Source organism: Plantibacter sp. Leaf314 (assembly GCF_001423185.1).
Taxonomy (GTDB): domain Bacteria; phylum Actinomycetota; class Actinomycetes; order Actinomycetales; family Microbacteriaceae; genus Plantibacter.
Genome location: NZ_LMOB01000001.1, coordinates 2677510 through 2694619, shown reverse-complemented (window position 1 = coordinate 2694619; position 17110 = coordinate 2677510). Strand labels below are relative to the sequence as shown.

Below are 17110 nucleotides of genomic sequence, written 5' to 3'. Positions count from 1 at the left end.
GGACGACATGATCAACGACGACACGACCCACTCGGACCACACCGACACCACCACCTCCGACGCTCCGGCACCGGCCGACCTCCGCCCCCTCGGCTCGACCGGCCTGCTCGCGAGCCCGGTCACGGTCGGCACCTCGGGGCTCGGCACCCCGGCGAGCGCCGACGGATCGCCCGGGCCCGGGTCGACGGCGTTCGCCACCGCGGCGCTCCGCGGACCGAACCTGCTGGTCGACACCTCGAACAACTACTCGGACGGACGCAGCGAGACCGCCCTGGGCGACGCCATCCGTGCAAGCGGCCTCCCTGCGGGGCGCGGCGTCGTGACGAAGGTGGATCAGGATCCGTCGACGGCGGTGTTCGACCGCGACCGGGTGCTCCGTTCCTTCGAGGAGAGCCTCGAGCGTCTCGGGGTGGACCGCATCCCGATCCTCCACCTGCACGACCCGTACTCGGTGTCGTTCGCGGAGGCGTCGGCACCCGGCGGGGCGATCGAGGGCATGCTGGCGCTCAAGGAGCAGGGTGTGGTCGACGCGATCGGCATCGCGGCCGGTCCGCTGAGCGTCATGCTGCCGTATGTGCTGAGCGGGGCGTTCGACGTGGTGCTGACGCACAACCGCTTCACCCTCGTCGATCGTTCGGCGACGGCGTTGCTGGAAGAGGCGCGGTCCCGCGGGATGGGCGTCTTCAACGCGGCTCCGTTCGGTGGCGGACTACTCGCCGGGCGCCGCGGTACGGACGGCAAGCCGTCGACGTACGCGTACCAGGCGGGGTCGCCGGAGCTGCTGGCCTGGGTGGCGCGCGCGGACGAGGTGGCCGCACGGCATGGGATCCCGCTCGCCGCGGCGGCGCTCGCGTTCTCGACGCGCTCGGAACTCGTCGACTCGACCGTCGTCGGGATGAACCGGCTCGAGCGCCTCGAGCAGGTCGAGGCCCTGAGGACGACGACCATCCCCGACGACTTCTGGTCGGACCTCGACGCCCTCGGCACCCCGCCGAGCACCCTCACCGACTGAGGTCACCCTCCACCCCGTTCGCAATTCAGGAGCACCCCGGTGAGTCGTCCTCCGCGCGCGGCTCGTCGCACGCGACACGCCCCGAGGCTCCTGAATTGCGAACCGGATGACCGACCCACCACCCGATCTCGAAGGTTGCATGACGATGAACGACTCAGCACGACTCGCGGCGTCGTGGGTCGAGGATCCGATGCCCGGCACCGGTCGGCGACGCCCCAGGGCCGACGAACGGAGCGACGCGCGCCGGCTGTCGCTCAACGGCGAGTGGGCGTTCACGCTCGCACCGACGGCGGACGGCACGGGCGACACGTTCGGCGATCCACACCTCGACGACTCCGGGTGGGACCGGATCCGCGTCCCGGCCCACTGGGTCCTCGAGGGCCACGGGCAGCCGCTGTACACGAACACGGCGTTCCCGATCCCGATCGATCCACCCCGGGTCCCGGAGGAGAACCCGACGGGTGACTACCGGCGCCACTTCACCCTGCCGGAGGGTTGGCGTCACGCCGACACGGTCCTCCGCTTCCAGGGCGTCGACTCCTGCGGCACGGTCTGGCTGAACGGCGTGCTCCTCGGGCACAGCAAGGGCAGTCGGCTCCCCGTCGAGTACGAGGTCGGCGAGCACCTCGTGGCCGGCGACAACGTCCTCGCCGTCCGGGTGCACCGGTGGTCGAGCGGCACCTACCTCGAAGACCAGGACATGTGGTGGCTGCCCGGGATCTTCCGTGACGTCGACCTCCTCGAACGCCCGCAGGGGTCGATCGACGACGTCCAGGTCACAGCGCGATACGACCACCGGGACGGCGTCGGCGTGCTCCGCGTCGACACCGACGTCCCCGGCCTCGTCGACGTCCCCGAGTTGGGCATCCGCGACCTCCCGACCGGCACGGCGACCGCGCTGCCCGTCGAACCGTGGAGCGCCGAGGAACCGCGCCTCTACACGGCCCTCCTCCGACCGCGGCCGACCGACGATGCGCCCGACGCCCCCGAGACCATCGAGCTGCGGATCGGCTTCCGTACGGTCGCGATCGCGGACGGCCGGCTGCTCGTGAACGGCGTGCCGATCCTGTTCCGCGGGGTGAACCGCCACGAGCACGACCAGGACCGCGGCCGCTCGCTCGACACGGAGACGATGCGGCAGGACATCCTGCTCATGAAGCGGCACAACCTCAATGCCGTGCGCACCAGCCACTACCCGCCGCACCCCGACTTCCTGCGCCTCTGCGACGAGTTGGGGCTCTGGGTGGTCGAGGAGTGCGACCTCGAGACGCACGGCTTCATCTACACCGACTGGGCCGGCAACCCGCCGACGGAGCCGGTCTGGCGCGACGCGATGCTCGACCGCGTCCAGCGGATGGTCGAGCGCGACAAGAACCACCCGTCGATCGTCGTGTGGTCGATGGCGAACGAGAGCTGGGTCGGCGAGAACTTCGACGTCCTGGAGCAGTGGATCCGCGAGCGCGACCCGTCCCGCCCCATCATGTACGAGCGCGACCCGTCGTACCGGAACTCCGATTTCTCCAGCCTCATGTACCCGGACCAGGAGCTGCTGGAGGCCATCGGTCGGCGCGAGGAGCCGACCCCCGCCGGCGTCGTCCCCGGGTCACCGGACGACGTACGCCGACGCCGCCTCCCGTTCCTCCTCTGCGAGTACGCCCACGCGATGGGCAACGGACCCGGATCGCTCGTCGACTACCAGCGCATCCTCGAGTCGTCCGACCGGTTCTGCGGCGGCTTCGTGTGGGAGTGGATGGACCACGGTTTCCGCAGCATCGACGCCGCCGGCCGCGAGTTCGTGATGCACGGCGGCGACGTGGCGTTCCGTCCGAACGGCGGGCGCTACTGCCTCGACGGGCTCGTGTTCGCCGACCGCACCCCGTCGCCCGGACTCGCCGAGCTCCATGCCGCCATCAGCCCGGTCGAGCTGCTCCCGGACGCGGCCGCCGGGACGCTGCGGGTGCGGAACAAGCACGACATGCGTTCGCTCGACCACCTGGCCCTGCGCTGGCTCGTGGAGGACGACGGTGTCGCGGTCGCGTCGGGCGAACTCCCGACACCGGCCGTCGGGGCCCGCAGCGAGGCGACCGTCGCACTTCCGGCGGACGCGCTCGTGCCCACCACAGGCGTCGATCCGGTCTCCGGTGCGCCGGTCGAGCGCTGGCTCACCGTGCGGGCGGTCCTCGCCGCCGACGAGCCGTGGGCGGCCGCAGGGCACGAGGTCGCGTTCGGGCAGGTGCTGATCCCCGGCGACCCGGCACCAGAACCACAGCGGGGCGCGGTTCCGCCGACCGGCGTTCGCCGCGTGCTCGCATCCGTCGCCCGCTCCGCGGGCTCCCGCATCACCCTCGGGTCGGCGTCCTTCGACGCGCGCACGGGTCGGCTCCGCTCCCTGGGCGCGCTCGACCTCGACGGGCCGGTCCTCGACATCATGCGGGCGCCCACCGAGAACGACCGCGGGCAGGGGCCACGGAACACGGCGGCGGCGAGCTGGAAGCTCACGGGACTCGACCGCTTCCTGCACCGGACCGACGCGGTCGAACGCGTCGAGGACGGGCTGGGCGGCACCGGACTCCGCGTGCGGGGCAGGAGCGCCCCCGCCGCGCACGGCCTCGGCCTGCGCTGGACCTTCGACTGGACCACGCTCGGCGACGCCCTGGAGCTGTCGGTCACCGTCGTGCCGGAGGGCGTCTGGGAGCACACGCCGATCGGCGACCACCTGCTGACCCTCCCACGGCTGGGCCTCCGACTCGGCCTCCCGTCCGCCTACCGCCGAGCGACGTGGTTCGGCCGTGGGCCGGGCGAGTCGTACGTCGACAGCCTCGCCGCGGCGCGCATCGGACGGTTCTCCAGCACGATCGACGCGCTGCAGACCGACTACCCGGTGCCCGAGGAGAACGGCAACCACGTCGGCACGAGCTGGCTGGAGCTGGCAGGCGACGAGCTGCCGACCCTGCGCGCCGAGCGCCTGCAGGACGCCGGCTTCGACTTCACCGCGCGACGCTGGACGAGCGAAGCGCTCGAGGAGGCCCGCCACCCGCAGGACCTCCGCGACTCCGGCCGCGTCTGGCTCAACCTCGACCACGCGCAGCAGGGGCTCGGCAGCTCCTCCTGCGGTCCGGCCCTCCCCGAGCGCTACCGCGTCCCGGTCACGGAGACGACGTTCGGCGTGCGCCTGCGGACCGTCACGCCCGACCCTGCAGGATGAGGTTCCAGTACACCCACGGCAGCAGGTAGCGGTCGGCGAGGAACGTGAAGCGTCGTTCCTTCGCGAGCCCCTTCCAGAACGGGATGGTCGGCATCGGGCGGTAGCGGTCGTCGAACTCGGCGAACACGACCGTCCCGCGCGACACCGTGAACGGACACACCGAGTACCCGTTGTAGACGTGGCTCGGCGACTTCCCCGCGCGGACGGCGGTCAGGTTCTTCACCAGGGTGAACGCCTGTTGACGGAGCGCACCGCCGGACTTGGAGCTCATGACCGCGGCGGCGTCGCCGAGGGTCCACACCTCGGGGAACCGAGGGTGCCGCAGGGTGAGGGAGTCGACCTCGACGAACCCGCCCGGGTTGCCGGGGTCGGCGAGCGCCGTGTCGGCCAACCAGTCGGGTGCGGACTGCGGCGGCACGGCGTGGAGGACGTCGTAGGCGATCTCCTCGTGCTGCCCGCCCGTCGAACCGTCCTGACCGCGATCGGGGCCGTCCTGCGGGGCGGTCTCCGCGATGGTCACGACGCGTCGCTCCGGGTCCACGGCGACGAGCTCGCGCGAGAACCGCACCTCGATGCCGTACTCGGCGACCTTGCGGTCGAGTTCGGCGTCGATCATCGGCATCCCGAACATGGTGGGCGTGGGGACGACGAGGATCACCCGGATGTCGTCGAGGACGCCCGTCTGGCGCCAGTAGTCGCACGCGAGGTACATCGGCTTCTGGGCAGCACCGGAGCACGTCGCCGGGCCGGCCGGCTGCGTGAAGACGACGGTGCCGGAGCGGACCTCGCGGAGCACGCGCGAGGCCTTCTGCGCGTACTCGAACTCGTAGTTGGAGATCCCCACGGGCGACGCCATCGCCTCGCTGAGGCCGGGCACGGCGCCCCAGTCCTTCTGGATGCCGGGGGCGACGACGAGCTGGTCGTACTCGACCCGGGTGCCGGATTCGAGCAGGACCGTCTTCGCGACGGGGTCGATCGTCTGCACCCGGTCCTGGATCCAGGTCACGCCCTTGGGCGTGACGGACGCCTGCGGGCGCGTGGCGACCGATGCGGCCGCCGTCCCGCCCGCGACGTGCGAGAACATCGGCTGGTACAGGTGGTGCTCGCGCGGTTCGATGACCGCGACGTCGTCCACGCCGTAGCGGCGGAGCCTGCCCGCGACGGAGAGACCGGCGTTGCCGCCGCCGATGACGACCACCTCATGATGGAGCGGTGCCGTGCTGTGGTCGGTCATGGCGGCGGCGGCGCTCAGGATGCGGACTGGCCGCGGCCGGTCGCGTTCTGGAGCCGGTCGATGTGCTCGGAGGCCTGCGCCTTCGTCAGGTCGGCGGGGAGCTCCTCGCCGGCCTCGCGGGCGAGCGTGTCGAGGTAGCTGCGCTGCGGTCCGGTCATCGGCTCGTCGCCGGTGACCCAGTCCTCGGGGTCCTTGCTCGCGCTGGTGGAGCTGTCGTCGCCGCGGGCTCCGAGGGTGTCCTCGGTCGCGCCGATCGTCTCGGGGGCGCCGGTGCCCGTGGTGTCGGGGGTCGCCTGGTCGGTGGATTCTGCGTCAGTCATGCGGCAACGGTACGTCGCCGGACGGCTCAGACAGGAGGGGTTGCGCGTCCCGCCCGAGCGGTGTCGGAATAGCGACGGACGACCCCCGGTTGATCCAGGCGACCGCGTGCAGTCGCACCGTTCATGAAGGAGCCTCATGTCCGACACCACCTCCGGGCCCGACCGGACCACCGACGAGCGGACCTCGGCCGAGGCGCCGACCATCGGCATCCTCGGCGCCGGCAAGGTCGGCACGGTCCTGGCACGCCTCGCGGTCGCCGCCGGATACCGCGTGCTCATCAGTGGTTCGCGCGAGGCGGCCCGGATCGCCCTCACGATCGACGTGCTCGCTCCCGGTGCCGTCGCCACGACCTCGGCGGACGCCGCAGCACGGGCCGACCTCGTGATCCTCGCCCTCCCGCTCGGCAAGTACCGGACGCTGCCGGTCGAGGAGCTGCGCGGCAAGCTCGTGCTCGACGCCATGAACTACTGGTGGGAGGTCGACGGGCACCGGACCGACCTGAGTGCACCGGCGACCTCCACGAGCGAACTGATCGCCGAGTTCCTGCCGGAGTCGCGCGTCGTGAAGGCGTTCAACCACATGGGCTACCACGACCTCGACGGCGAGCCCCGCCCGGCCGGCGCGCCGGGACGCAAGGGCATCGCCATCGCCGGCGACGCCCAGGAGGACCGGGCGGCCGTCGCCGCGGTCGTGGACGCACTCGGTTTCGACCCGGTCGAGATCGGGCCGCTCCACGCGGGCGTCGTCCTCGAGCCGGGACACGAACTCTTCGGCGCGAACATCGGTGCCGACGAGATCCGCGAGGTCGCCGAGGTGCGGGCGCTCGCGACCGCCGGCCAGGGCGTCAGCTAGGCGGTCCCGTCCGACGCGGTCGCCGACGACCCGGGACGAGCCGGACGCGGGCTGAGCGCTGCCGACCGGATCACGTCCGCGAGCTCGCCGGCACGGCTCCACATCGGCCAGTGCCCCGTGGGGAGGTCGACGACGTCGACGGACTCGAGCTCGGCCACCTCGGCGAACATCGGGTGCCCGCCCCTGGCCATGTCGAGGACCTGCGCGCTGGAGATTGAACAGCACACCAGGGTGGTCGGCACGGCGTTCCGGGCTGGGTTCGTCAGTTCGATGCGCTGACGCAGGACGGGCCCCGGCTCAGGGATCGCCCTGGCCCGGAACCGGTCGAGGACCTCGGCGCTCAGGCCGTCGAGGCTCGCCTGCTGCGAGAGGACGTCGAAGGCGGGCAGCGGGAGCTCCGTCACCTCCGGCGGAAGGTCCGGGGCGAAGGCCGTTCCGGAGGCCATCGGCCCGGAGTCGACCCACACCACCCGCCCGACGAGATCGGGGCACCGGTCGAGGACGAGGCTGACGGGTCCGTTCGCCCCACTGTGCGCGACGACGAGCGCCGGATGCTCCGCGGACACGTCGGGCCGATCGAGGGCGTCCAGGATGGCGGTGGCCTGGTCGTCGAGGGTCCTCGTCGCGCGGTCGGGATCGGCGTCGTCGAGGCCGGGCAGGGTGATCGCGAAGACGCGCGAGTGGTCGAGGTCGAGCTGCTCGACGACCTCGTCCCAGGCCCAGTCGCCCAGCCAGTGGCCGGCGATGAGGATGATGGCGGGGGTGGTGTTCGGTGTGGTCATGTCTCCACTCTCGATCCCGACCTGCGCAGCAGTGTGTCACGATTTCTGACATGAATACGAATCTCGGCGACCGATGAAACGGGCGGAGCGATTGCACGCGCTGACGGAGGCCCTGCGTCGGAGTGGATCCCGCGGGTGTTCCGCCGAGCGGCTCGCACGCGACTTCGAGGTCTCCGTGCGCACCGTCAAGCGGGACCTCCAGGCGCTCGAGCGCAGCGGTGCGCCCATCTGGTCTCGCCCGGGTCCCGGCGGCGGGTATGGCTTGGCCGTCGGCACCACGCTTCCACCGATCAGCCTCTCCCCGGTGCAGGCGGTCGCGCTCATGGCGGCAGCGGCGGCCGCACCCGACGCCCCCTACGCCGACCTGGCGACGGCCGGCGTCGCGAAGATCCTGGACGTCCTCGATCCGAGGACCCGTGCCCGAGCCGACGCCCTGGCCGACCGCATCTGGGTCGACGCCCCGCCGACCGCCTCGCGCGCCGTCCGGTCCGCGCTCGAAGAGGCGATGGCGGACCAGCGGGTCGTGCGCATCCGGTACACCTCGGGGACGGGGAGTACGACCACCCGCGACGTCGAGCCCGTGCTGTTCGCCTCGACGAACGGGCAGTGGTACCTCGTGGGGTGGTGCCGGATGCGCGACGCGATGCGGTGGTTCACCGTGTCGCGGGTCGAGCGGGCCAGCGTGACCTCGGCGAGCTGCAGCGGCCACACCGTCGCAGAGGTCGGCGAACCACCGGCGCACGCGAACCCGGTCCACGGCCGGATAAATCCGTACTGATCATCTCGAATGTCAGTGGTCCGTGATGGACTGAAGGCATGACCACCACTGAGCGCCGCGAGCACCCGAGCGACGTCTTCGCAGCGCGCCTCGCCTCGTTCTCGGACCGCTTCGCGGAGCTCGCCCGGCGACGAGCCGCGCTCGACGCCGAGGAAGTCCGACTCCTCGCGGAGGCGGCGGCGTACGCCGACGGGACCACCTCCGCAGTGATGTCATCGCGCATGTCCGAGTCGGAAGGACGCGACCTCGCACGGCGTTCGATCTGCGCATCGCTCGCCATGGCGACGCGGATGTCCGAGCCGACGCTGCAGCACCGCATCGGTGAGGCGGAGACCCTCGTCCACCAGGCGCCGTCGGTACTCCAAGCGCTGGAACGCGGCACGATCAGCGCCGGACATGCCAGGGCCGTGACCGACCAACTGCGCGACGTCCCGGCCGACGGGCGCGAGACATTCCTCCAGCAGGTGCTCCCGGTCGCCGAGCGGACGACGCCGGCGCTCCTCAAGCGACGCGCCCGGGTGCTGCGCGAACGGTTGCACCCCGAGTCGATCACCGTACGAGCGCGCCGCTCCCAAGCCGACCGCCGAGTGACGATCGAGCCCGCAGCAGACGGCATGGCCTGGCTGAACCTCATGACGACCGCGCCCATCGCGTACGCGATCATGTCCCGGCTCGACGGTGTTGCCGTGCCGGCTCGCGCCGCGGGCGACGACCGTACGCTCGCGCAGCTTCGCGCCGACGCGCTGTCCTCGCTGGCCGTGGCGGGCACCGTCAGCACCGATGACAAGGCGATCCCCGCCGACCCGGAATCCGGCGGGGAGGTGGTGTGGCTCGGAGGTTCGAGCGCCCCGAGGGACTGGTCTGCCAGATCGACTCAGCAGGTCGCGCTCATCGAACGCCCCGTCGACGTCGAGGCGCACATCCGGCCCACCGTCCAGCTCGATGTCCCCGTCCTCTCGCTCCTCGGCGTCACCGACGAGCCGAGTACCCTCGACGGCTACGGGCCGATCGACCCCGACACCGCCGCCCGGCTCGCGGTCGCAGCCCCGTCCATGACGAGAGTGCTCACCCAACCGGAGACCGGCGCCATCCTCTCCGTCGGCCACGAGCAGTACCGGGTGCCGGCCGATCTCCAGCGCGCGGTGCGTCTGCGCGACGTCACGTGTCGGGCACCGGGATGCGGCCGACAGGCACGCAATTGCGACCTCGACCACACCACGGCGTGGGAGCACGGTGGCACCACGAGTATCGACAACCTCGCCGCCCTCTGCCGACATCATCATCGACTCAAACACCTACCCAGGTGGGAGGTCGAGCATCACCCAGGCGGCACACTCCATTGGACGACACCTGACGGACGCCAACACGAAACCAGACCGGCGTTCGCCGAGACCGGATGACGCGGTGATCGCCGTGCGGCGTTCAGACGATCGTCCTGAGGTAGACGACGACGGTACCGTCCGCCATGTCGCCACGCGCAGCCTGTCCCTTCCCGAAGCGGATCGGGCCCACGCCGGCCGCTCCTTCGCGCTCGAGCTTGGTGTTCAAGCCCTCAGAGGCCGTCACTGCGGTCGCGGCCGTCGGCACCTCGGCGGCGGAGGCGAACTCGAGCCTGGCGGTATAGGTGATGGACAGGATGCCCGATCTCCGCAACTCACTGACCCGCACGTCGTCGCCCAGGTCGACACCGAACACCGTCTCGACCGACGATCGCAGCTCCACCTGGCATTCGGACTCGACGGACGCGTAACCGCACGTCTTGACCTGCCCGTCGAGAGTCGGGTAGGTGCCCTGGAATGATCCGATACCGAACCCGATCACCGCGATCACCGCGGCGACACCGGCCACGAGCATCGCGAGCGTGGTTGCGAGCCGGCGAGCAGCCTGCCTGAACGGAGTCCTCGGATACTCCCGCTCGTGGAAGAACCCATCAGCCACGGGCACGACCTCATCCGGCCCGGCTTCCCCCGGCAGCGGTTCGCTCGATGACCCGGTCATACTTCCCCCAAAGCCGCGGTCCACCCCCGGACCGCCGCCCGCTCACCCTACCTCGCACCGGATTCGAGGCCGCCGATCAGCCCCGCGCCGCCTCCTCGCGCTCGAACTCGTCCCGCCAGAGATGCTCGGGCTCGTAGCCGAGGCGCGCACGGGCCTTGTCGATGGACATGAGCGTCTCGAACTCGCCGAGCCCCTCGCGCAGCGGCACGCCGGGGAAGTGCGTCGCCGCGAGCTCCGCCGACGGCACCGTCGTCCCGGTGTCGGAGGCGCACACGTCGTACACCTCGAACCCCGGCTCCGCTCGGGCCAGCGCGAGCGCGACCGCCTGCGCACCGTCACGAGCATCGACGTAGCTGAACAGGAGATCACGCCGATATCCGGGCTCCGACGCCCGCGCGAACGTCCCGTACTCCCCCGGCGCGACCACGTTCGTGAACCGCAGCGCAGTGATCGACGTGCCCTCGGCCCACCGCACGAGCTGCGCCGCCATCGCCTCCTCGGCGACCTTCCCCAGCGCATAGGTGTTGTTGGCGCGGCTGACGGTCTCGTCGATCGGCAGGGACTCCGGCGCCTCCTCGAACGGGAAGCCCATGGCCGTGATGCTCGACGCGGTCACGATCGTCCGGATCCCCGCGCGCAACGCCCCATGCAGCACGTTGAACGACACCGTCAGGTTGTTGTGGAACGTCGCCGCGTCCGGCACGAGCCCGTTCACCGGGATGGCCGCCAGGTGCACCACGGCGTCGAGGCCGGAGAACCGGGCCGTCACGCCGAGCAGGCTGTCGATCGTCTGCCCGTAGTCGGTCAGGTCCACGCGGGTGAACCCGGGCCCGGCTGCACCCGCGAGGTCGAGCCCGTGCACCGCGTGGCCGTCCCGGCGCAGGCGTTCGACGGTGGCGGACCCGAGCTTGCCCGAACTCCCGGTGACGGCGATGCGCATACCGACGATCCTAGGCTCGGGCCGGGAAGTCGGCCGGAACCGGGAGCGCGGTCACCACGTGCCCGGCGGCGTCCGACTCGTCCGCGTGCAGATGACCGACCCGACCTCCCGTCGGCAGTCCCGTCTCGGTGAAGAACCCGCGGATCGTCTCGTACACCTCGACGATGTCATGGGTGTCGCCCGCCTGCGTCAGCACGATGTCGCCCGACTGCACATAGCGCTCCGCGCCGTCGACGAACACCTTGCCCTTGCCCTCGGCGATGAACCAGATCTCGTGGTCGTCGTGGTGGTGCCGGTCGAACCGGCCACCGTCGACCGACACCGCGAAGCGACCGATCGTGCCGATCTCGCTCCAGTCCGGCTTCGAGCCGGGATGCACCCAGGAACCCGGTTCGATCACCGGCATCAGCGGTCCTGCTTCCAGCTCGGAGCCTCGCCGGCGTCGAGGATGCGCGCGTCGGGCAGCCCGTCGAGACCCGTCTCGGCGCCACCAGGCGTGTAGACGACCGACAGCCGCAGCGGACGCCAGGTCGTGTTGTAGGTGGAGTGCACCGTGTCTTTCGGGATGTAGACGGCGTCGCCTTCGCGGATCGGGAAGGCCGGGCCGTCTCCGACCGTCTGCACCCCCTCGCCGGAGATGACCGTGATGACCTCCTCCTCGCCCGGGTGCTGGTGCGGTGCGTGCCCCTGCCCGGGGTAGACGATGACCTCGCCGACGGTGAGGCCGGCACCCTCGTCGAGGTGCGGGGTGACGAGCCACTTGATGGTGCCCCAGTCGAAGACCCGCGTGGGGACCTCGTCCGGTCGGCGACCGGCGGTGGCCGGGGTGATGGGTCGCGCAGCGGTGTTCGGGGTGTCGGTCATGGGGTGCTCCTCGTCGAGTGGGTGGTGCGGCGGGCGCCGCGGGTCGGTCAGCGGGTCGGGATGGCTTTGAAGTCCTCGATCTGACGCTTGATCGCGCGCTCGGTCGGCAGCCGCTCCGCCGAGGAAGCACCGAAGAAACCCGCGACGCCCGTCGTGTTGGCGAGGATGAAGGCCGCGTCCTCGGGTTCCGCGATCGGGCCGCCGTGGCAGAGCACGATGACGTCCGGGTTGATCGCGACGGCGGCATCCCGCATCTCCTGCACCCGGCGGGCGGACTCCTCGAGGGAGAGCGCCGTGGTCGCACCGATCGTGCCCGCGGTCGTCAGGCCCATGTGCGGGACGAGGACGTCGGCACCCGCCTCGGTCATCGCGACCGTCGACTCGACGTCGAAGACGTAAGGGGCGGTGAGGAGGTCGCGTTCGGCCGCGAGTCGGACCATGTCGACCTCGAGGTCGTAGCCCATGCCCGTCTCCTCGAGGTTCTGGCGGAACACGCCGTCGAACAGACCGACGGTCGGGAAGTTCTGGACGCCCGTGAACCCCATGGTCTTGAGCTCGTCGAGGAAGCGCTCCATGATGCGGAACGGGTCGGTGCCGTTCACGCCCGCGAGTACGGGGGTGTCTCGCACGATCGGCAGCACCTCGCGACTCATCTCGACGACGACCTGGTTGGCGTCCCCGTAGGCGAGCAGCCCCGAGAGCGAGCCTCGACCGGCCATCCGGTACCGTCCCGAGTTGTAGATGATGATGAGGTCGACGCCGCCGGCCTCCGCGGACTTCGCCGAGATGCCGGTGCCCGCTCCGGCACCGATGACGGCCTGCCCTCGCGCGACGGTGGCGCGGAGCCGTTCGAGTGCGATGGTCCTGTCCATGGTCAGTCCTCCTCCGTGGTGCTGCTGTCCTCGATGAGCGCGTGCAGGGTGTCGGCGGCGAGTCTCGCGAACGCCGGGTCGTTGAGGTGCTCCGGGCGGTCGACGACGGTGACCGCACTGCCGTCCAGGCCGGCGAGCACCGCTTCGACGAGCGCGGCGTCCGCCTCCGGGTCGTGGAAGGGCAGGCCGTCGGCGTCGAGGGCCGAGACACCACCGCGCGGGATCAGCAGCACCGTCGGGCCCGTCGCCGCAGCGAGTTTCCGGCCGATGCGGGCACCCAGCTCGCGGTTCTCGTCGACCGTGGTGCGCATGAGGGTGACGGTCGCGTTGTGGACGAAGAAGTCGCGATCGGCGAAGCGTTCCGGGACGGTGGCGCGCGGCCCGAAGTTGACCATGTCGAGTGCACCGAGACTGACGAGCTGTGGCACGCCCGCCGCGCCGGCCGCGGTGAGGCGGTCAGGACCGGCGGTCAGGACGCCGCCGACGAGATCGTCGGCGAGCTCGGTGGTCGTGAGGTCGAGCACCCCCGCGAGCATCCCGCTGCGGGCGAGCGACTCGAGCGCCTGCCCGCCCGACCCGGTGGCGTGGAAGACGAGCACCTCGTAGCCGAGCTCGTCGAGACGCTCGCGGGCCGCGTCGACCGCCGGGGTCGTCACCCCGAACATCGACGCCCCGATGAGCGGCCGGTCCATGCGCTCGGCGGAGGAGGCCAGACCGCGAGTCTTCGCGGCCGCGGCCATGCCGGCGACGGCGGCGGCCGCATTGCCCAGGACTGCGCGGGAGATCTGGTTGATCCCGGCGATGTCGACCACGCTGTACACGAGTGTCACGTCGTTCGCTCCGACGTATGGGGAGACGTCGCCGGACGCCATCGTCGAGACGAGGAGCTTCGGCGTCCCGATCGGCAGATCACGGAAGACGCGGGCGGCGATCGCCGATCCGCCGCTCCCGCCGAGCGCGAGGACGGCGTCGATGCGCCCCGAGGCGTGCAGGCGTCCGACCACGGCCGCGGCACCCTCGCCCATCGCACTCACGGCCGCGCCGCGATCCTCTGCTGCGAGCAAGGTCTTGAGATCCGTCCCGCCTGCAGCCGCCACCTCGCGGTTCGGGTGGTCGACGGCTGCCGGGTAGCCGTGGGGCTCGCGCGTCCCGGCGTCGACGACCACGACGTCGGCACCGAGTTCCCCGAGCCGCTCGGCGATCCACGCGTACTCGACCCCCTTGGTGTCGAGGGTGCCGACGAGCGCGACGGCCGGTCGTCCCGTTCCGCCCGTCTCGGTTCCGCTGGCTGCCTCGGGTGTGGTCATCGTCGCTCTCCATCGTCGTCGTCGTGAGCGCGGGACGGCCTCGATCCGGGGCCCGTCCCACCTGGCGGGTCCGCTCCGACCCTGCCAGCGCCTCCATCCTGCTCCAAGTTTTGAAACGTGTCAAGAAGTACCGTGAACCGCTGGCTTTCGCGCTTGCGTCCGTTGTACGATCAGTTTTTGAAACGTGTCAGAGTTGATCGCTCGCGAGCTGCGACGCGCCCTGCCTGACGAAAGGACCAGCAGCCACGATGGTGACCACGAGCGCTCCCCGATTCGAGCATCTCCGCGAGGCCCGCGGTATCGGTGTGGCGAAGCCCCGGCTCAGCTGGACCAACCTGGGCCCGGCCGGCTGGGAGCAGCGCGCCGCCGAGATCGAGATCACGCGAGGCGATCGGGTGACGACCACCGGACGCATCGCCACCGGCGAATCGGTCCTCGTCGCCTGGCCGGGTGAACCGCTCCGCTCACGCGAGGTCGCCTCGGTGCGTGTCCGGGTGTGGGGCGGTGGGAGCGCTGAGACCCAGACCGACGAGGTGGCGGACTGGGGACCGGCGGCGACGGTCGAGGCCGGCCTCCTCTCGCCGAACGACTGGGTCGCGAAGCCCATCGCCGCGGACTGGGACGAGGATCCCGACAGCGACACCCGCCGGCCGCCCCTCCTGCGGCGCGACTTCACCGTCGGTGCGGGCCTCGAGTCCGCCCGCCTGTACGTCACGGCGCACGGTGTCTACGAGGCGGAGATCAACGGTCGTCGAATCGGCGACGAGGCGCTCGCCCCGGGTTGGACGAGTTACGCCAGCCGACTGCGCACCGCGACGCACGATGTCACCGAGCTCCTCCACCCCGGCGACAACGCGATCGGCTCCTGGATGGGCGACGGTTGGCACCGGGGGCGCCTCGGCTGGCGCGGCGGCTTCCGCAACCTGTTCGGCTCGGACCTGTCGCTCATCGCGCAACTGGAGCTGCGGTACCACGACGGCCGTGTCGAGACGGTCGCGACCGACGAGCGGTGGCGCGCGTCCCTCGGACCCATCATCAGCTCGGGCAACTACGACGGCGAACACTACGACGCCCGCGAGGAACGGCCGGGATGGTCGTCGCCGGGCTTCGACGCGAGCGCGTGGACGGGCGTCCGCATCGGCACCCGCGACCCGTCCACCTTCGTCGCCCCCGAGGGTCCGCCGGTTCGCGCCGTCGAGGAGGTCGCACCCATCGCGGTCCTCACGAGCCCGAGCGGGAGACGCATCCTCGACCTCGGACAGAACCTCGTCGGTCGACTCAGGATCCGACTCTCGGGAACGGCCGGCGAGACGGTCGTGATCCGCACGGCCGAGGTCATGCAGGCAGGCGAGATCTACACCCGTCCGCTGCGGGAGGCGAAGGCGACCGACAGCTACACGCTCGCCGGCCGACCGACCCCGCCGGACGGTGGAGCTGCCGAAACGTGGGAACCCCGGTTCACGATCCACGGGTTCCGGTACGCGGAGATCAGCGGATGGCCGGGCGACCTCGACGCAGCCGTCGCGAACGGCGACGTCGTCGCACGCGTCTACCATTCGGACCTCGAACGCACGGGCTGGTTCGAGAGCTCCGACGAACGCGTGAACCGGCTCCACGAGAACGTGCTCTGGAGCATGCGCGGCAACTTCGTCGACCTCCCCACCGATTGCCCGCAGCGCGACGAACGCGTCGGGTGGACGGGCGACCTCCAGGTGTTCGCGCGCACCGCCTCCTTCCTCTACGACGTGTCGGGCATGCTCGGCTCCTGGCTGCGCGACGTGGCGGTCGAGCAGCACGAGGACGGCACCGTGCCCTGGTACGTGCCGTTCATCCCCGACGACGGGCAGTGGACACCGAACCGGCCCGGCGCGGTGTGGGGCGACGTCGCGGTCCTCACGCCCTGGGTGCTCTACGAGCGCTTCGGCGACCTCGGCGTCCTCGCTGCCCAGTACGACAGTGCGAAGCGGTGGGTCGACCTCGTGCACCGCCTCTCGGGCCCTGGCCACCTGTGGAACGAGGGCTTCCAGCTGGGCGACTGGCTCGATCCGGCCGCCCCGCCGGACCGGCCCGCCGAGTCGCTCACCGACCGGTACCTCGTCGCCACCGCCTACTCGGCCTGGTCCACGGCGCACCTCGCGAAGACCGCCGCCGTGCTCGGACGCTCCGCCGACGCGGAGCACTACGCCGACCTCGCCGAGGCGACCCGCCGCGCGTTCCTGGCGGAGTACGTCGGCGAGGACGGGGTCATGACGAGTGACGCCCAGACCGCGTACTCGCTCGCGATCGCCTTCGAGCTCCTGCCGGATGCGGAGGCGGTCGACCGCGCCGGCGATCGGCTGAGCGCCCTCGTCGCCGGCGCGGGCAACCGGATCGCGACGGGCTTCGTCGGCACCCCGATCGTGAGCGACGCGCTGACGTCGTCGGGCCACCTCGATCGCGCGTACGACCTGCTCCTGGAGGACGGGTGCCCGTCGTGGCTGTACGCGGTCGCGCAGGGGGCGACGACGATCTGGGAACGCTGGGACAGCATGCTGCCGGACGGCACCGTGAATCCCGGGCAGATGACCTCGTTCAACCACTACGCGCTGGGCGCGGTCGCCGACTGGCTGCACCGGGTCGTCGCTGGCATCGCGCCGGCCGCGCCCGGGTACCGGTCGATCCTGTTCAAGCCGCGGCCCGGCGGCGGGCTCAACCACGCCTCGGCGGTGCACCTGACGCCGTACGGGCGCGCGTCAATCGCCTGGACCATCGCCGACGGCGCGTTGCAGGTCGAGGTCGAGGTTCCGACGGGGACCTCGGCGGTCGTCGACCTCCCGGGTGCTGAGCCGGTGTCGGTGACGAGCGGGACGCATCGCTTCGCGGTCGGGGTCGATGCGCAGCCGTCCACCACCGGCACGACAGATCCATTCACCGGAATAGAACCGGTGCACGCGACGCTGTAGCCA

15 protein-coding genes are annotated in these 17110 nt (G+C 71.3%); 6 read left to right on the top strand and 9 right to left on the bottom strand.

Going from position 1 to position 17110, the window contains the following annotated elements; genetic code table 11:
• Positions 1-7 precede the first annotated feature (7 nt).
• Both ASF68_RS12685 and ASF68_RS12680 read left to right on the top strand, forming a co-directional pair.
• Positions 8-1012, top strand: a complete 1005-nt coding sequence (locus ASF68_RS12685; protein WP_082498679.1) for an aldo/keto reductase — start codon at positions 8-10, stop codon at positions 1010-1012.
• Between the two features lie 145 nt (positions 1013-1157).
• The gene (locus ASF68_RS12680; RefSeq protein WP_235526799.1) at positions 1158-4217 is read left to right on the top strand and encodes a glycoside hydrolase family 2 TIM barrel-domain containing protein; all 3060 of its coding nucleotides are present in this window, start codon (positions 1158-1160) and stop codon (positions 4215-4217) included.
• Here ASF68_RS12680 and ASF68_RS12675 read toward each other — a convergent pair.
• Both ASF68_RS12675 and ASF68_RS12670 read right to left on the bottom strand, forming a co-directional pair.
• Positions 4195-5451: an NAD(P)/FAD-dependent oxidoreductase gene (locus ASF68_RS12675; protein ID WP_056010824.1), complete on the bottom strand. Its 1257-nt coding sequence runs from the start codon at positions 5449-5451 to the stop codon at positions 4195-4197. The genes ASF68_RS12680 and ASF68_RS12675 overlap by 23 nt on opposite strands.
• 14 nt (positions 5452-5465) lie before the next feature.
• A complete protein-coding gene (locus ASF68_RS12670) occupies positions 5466-5771 on the bottom strand; it encodes a DUF3072 domain-containing protein (protein ID WP_056010822.1) in 306 nt (101 codons plus the stop codon).
• A 136-nt stretch (positions 5772-5907) separates the two neighbouring features.
• On the opposite strand from ASF68_RS12670, the gene ASF68_RS12665 reads away from it, so the two are divergent.
• The gene (locus tag ASF68_RS12665; RefSeq protein WP_082498606.1) at positions 5908-6624 is read left to right on the top strand and encodes an NADPH-dependent F420 reductase; all 717 of its coding nucleotides are present in this window, start codon (positions 5908-5910) and stop codon (positions 6622-6624) included.
• On the opposite strand, the gene ASF68_RS12660 is transcribed toward ASF68_RS12665, so the two are convergent.
• Complete coding sequence (locus ASF68_RS12660; RefSeq protein ID WP_056010819.1) at positions 6621-7406, bottom strand: alpha/beta fold hydrolase; 786 nt, start codon at positions 7404-7406, stop codon at positions 6621-6623. The two genes, ASF68_RS12665 and ASF68_RS12660, sit on opposite strands and share 4 nt — an antisense overlap.
• A gap of 73 nt (positions 7407-7479) precedes the next feature.
• On the opposite strand from ASF68_RS12660, the gene ASF68_RS12655 reads away from it, so the two are divergent.
• Both ASF68_RS12655 and ASF68_RS19225 read left to right on the top strand, forming a co-directional pair.
• Positions 7480-8184: a YafY family protein gene (locus tag ASF68_RS12655; RefSeq protein ID WP_056010816.1), complete on the top strand. Its 705-nt coding sequence runs from the start codon at positions 7480-7482 to the stop codon at positions 8182-8184.
• Positions 8185-8222: 38 nt separating this feature from the next.
• On the top strand, positions 8223-9584 hold the full coding sequence (locus ASF68_RS19225; RefSeq protein ID WP_056010813.1) for an HNH endonuclease signature motif containing protein: 1362 nt from the start codon (positions 8223-8225) through the stop codon (positions 9582-9584).
• A 22-nt stretch (positions 9585-9606) separates the two neighbouring features.
• Here the strand turns inward: ASF68_RS19225 and ASF68_RS12645 are convergent, their stop codons facing one another.
• The 6 genes from ASF68_RS12645 to ASF68_RS12620 all read right to left on the bottom strand — a co-directional run bounded on the left by ASF68_RS12645 (position 9607) and on the right by ASF68_RS12620 (position 14165).
• Entirely contained in the window at positions 9607-10122 is a 516-nt protein-coding gene (locus ASF68_RS12645) for a hypothetical protein (RefSeq protein WP_157580353.1), read from the bottom strand.
• A 136-nt stretch (positions 10123-10258) separates the two neighbouring features.
• On the bottom strand, positions 10259-11122 hold the full coding sequence (locus ASF68_RS12640) for an NAD(P)-dependent oxidoreductase (RefSeq protein WP_056010807.1): 864 nt from the start codon (positions 11120-11122) through the stop codon (positions 10259-10261).
• Positions 11123-11132: 10 nt separating this feature from the next.
• Positions 11133-11528 (bottom strand): AraC family ligand binding domain-containing protein, encoded by a 396-nt coding sequence (locus ASF68_RS12635; RefSeq protein ID WP_056010804.1) that lies wholly within the window; start codon positions 11526-11528, stop codon positions 11133-11135.
• A complete protein-coding gene (locus ASF68_RS12630) occupies positions 11528-11986 on the bottom strand; it encodes a cupin domain-containing protein (RefSeq protein WP_056010801.1) in 459 nt (152 codons plus the stop codon). Before ASF68_RS12630 ends, ASF68_RS12635 begins: the two co-directional genes overlap by 1 nt.
• 47 nt (positions 11987-12033) lie before the next feature.
• On the bottom strand, positions 12034-12858 hold the full coding sequence (locus ASF68_RS12625; RefSeq protein WP_056010798.1) for a phosphoenolpyruvate hydrolase family protein: 825 nt from the start codon (positions 12856-12858) through the stop codon (positions 12034-12036).
• Positions 12859-12860: 2 nt separating this feature from the next.
• Positions 12861-14165: a Tm-1-like ATP-binding domain-containing protein gene (locus ASF68_RS12620; RefSeq protein ID WP_056010795.1), complete on the bottom strand. Its 1305-nt coding sequence runs from the start codon at positions 14163-14165 to the stop codon at positions 12861-12863.
• A gap of 248 nt (positions 14166-14413) precedes the next feature.
• Here ASF68_RS12620 and ASF68_RS12615 point away from each other — a divergent pair, with 248 nt between their 5' ends.
• Positions 14414-17107, top strand: coding sequence for a glycoside hydrolase family 78 protein (locus ASF68_RS12615; RefSeq protein ID WP_056010792.1), 2694 nt, complete (start codon positions 14414-14416; stop codon positions 17105-17107).
• The last annotated feature ends 3 nt before the right edge of the window (positions 17108-17110 follow it).

Bases quoted from the DNA above. Each gene is read 5' to 3' on its own strand.
- ASF68_RS12675 (WP_056010824.1), bottom strand. From the start codon at position 5,451: ATGACCGACCACAGCACGGCACCGCTCCATCATGAGGTGGTCGTCATC.
- ASF68_RS19225 (WP_056010813.1), top strand. From the start codon at position 8,223: ATGACCACCACTGAGCGCCGCGAGCACCCGAGCGACGTCTTCGCAGCG.
- ASF68_RS12640 (WP_056010807.1), bottom strand. From the start codon at position 11,122: ATGCGCATCGCCGTCACCGGGAGTTCGGGCAAGCTCGGGTCCGCCACC.
- ASF68_RS12685 (WP_082498679.1), top strand. From the start codon at position 8: ATGATCAACGACGACACGACCCACTCGGACCACACCGACACCACCACC.
- ASF68_RS12680 (WP_235526799.1), top strand. From the start codon at position 1,158: ATGAACGACTCAGCACGACTCGCGGCGTCGTGGGTCGAGGATCCGATG.
- ASF68_RS12615 (WP_056010792.1), top strand. From the start codon at position 14,414: ATGGTGACCACGAGCGCTCCCCGATTCGAGCATCTCCGCGAGGCCCGC.
- ASF68_RS12665 (WP_082498606.1), top strand. From the start codon at position 5,908: ATGTCCGACACCACCTCCGGGCCCGACCGGACCACCGACGAGCGGACC.
- ASF68_RS12660 (WP_056010819.1), bottom strand. From the start codon at position 7,406: ATGACCACACCGAACACCACCCCCGCCATCATCCTCATCGCCGGCCAC.
- ASF68_RS12670 (WP_056010822.1), bottom strand. From the start codon at position 5,771: ATGACTGACGCAGAATCCACCGACCAGGCGACCCCCGACACCACGGGC.
- ASF68_RS12635 (WP_056010804.1), bottom strand. From the start codon at position 11,528: ATGCCGGTGATCGAACCGGGTTCCTGGGTGCATCCCGGCTCGAAGCCG.
- ASF68_RS12625 (WP_056010798.1), bottom strand. From the start codon at position 12,858: ATGGACAGGACCATCGCACTCGAACGGCTCCGCGCCACCGTCGCGCGA.
- ASF68_RS12655 (WP_056010816.1), top strand. From the start codon at position 7,480: ATGAAACGGGCGGAGCGATTGCACGCGCTGACGGAGGCCCTGCGTCGG.
- ASF68_RS12620 (WP_056010795.1), bottom strand. From the start codon at position 14,165: ATGACCACACCCGAGGCAGCCAGCGGAACCGAGACGGGCGGAACGGGA.
- ASF68_RS12630 (WP_056010801.1), bottom strand. From the start codon at position 11,986: ATGACCGACACCCCGAACACCGCTGCGCGACCCATCACCCCGGCCACC.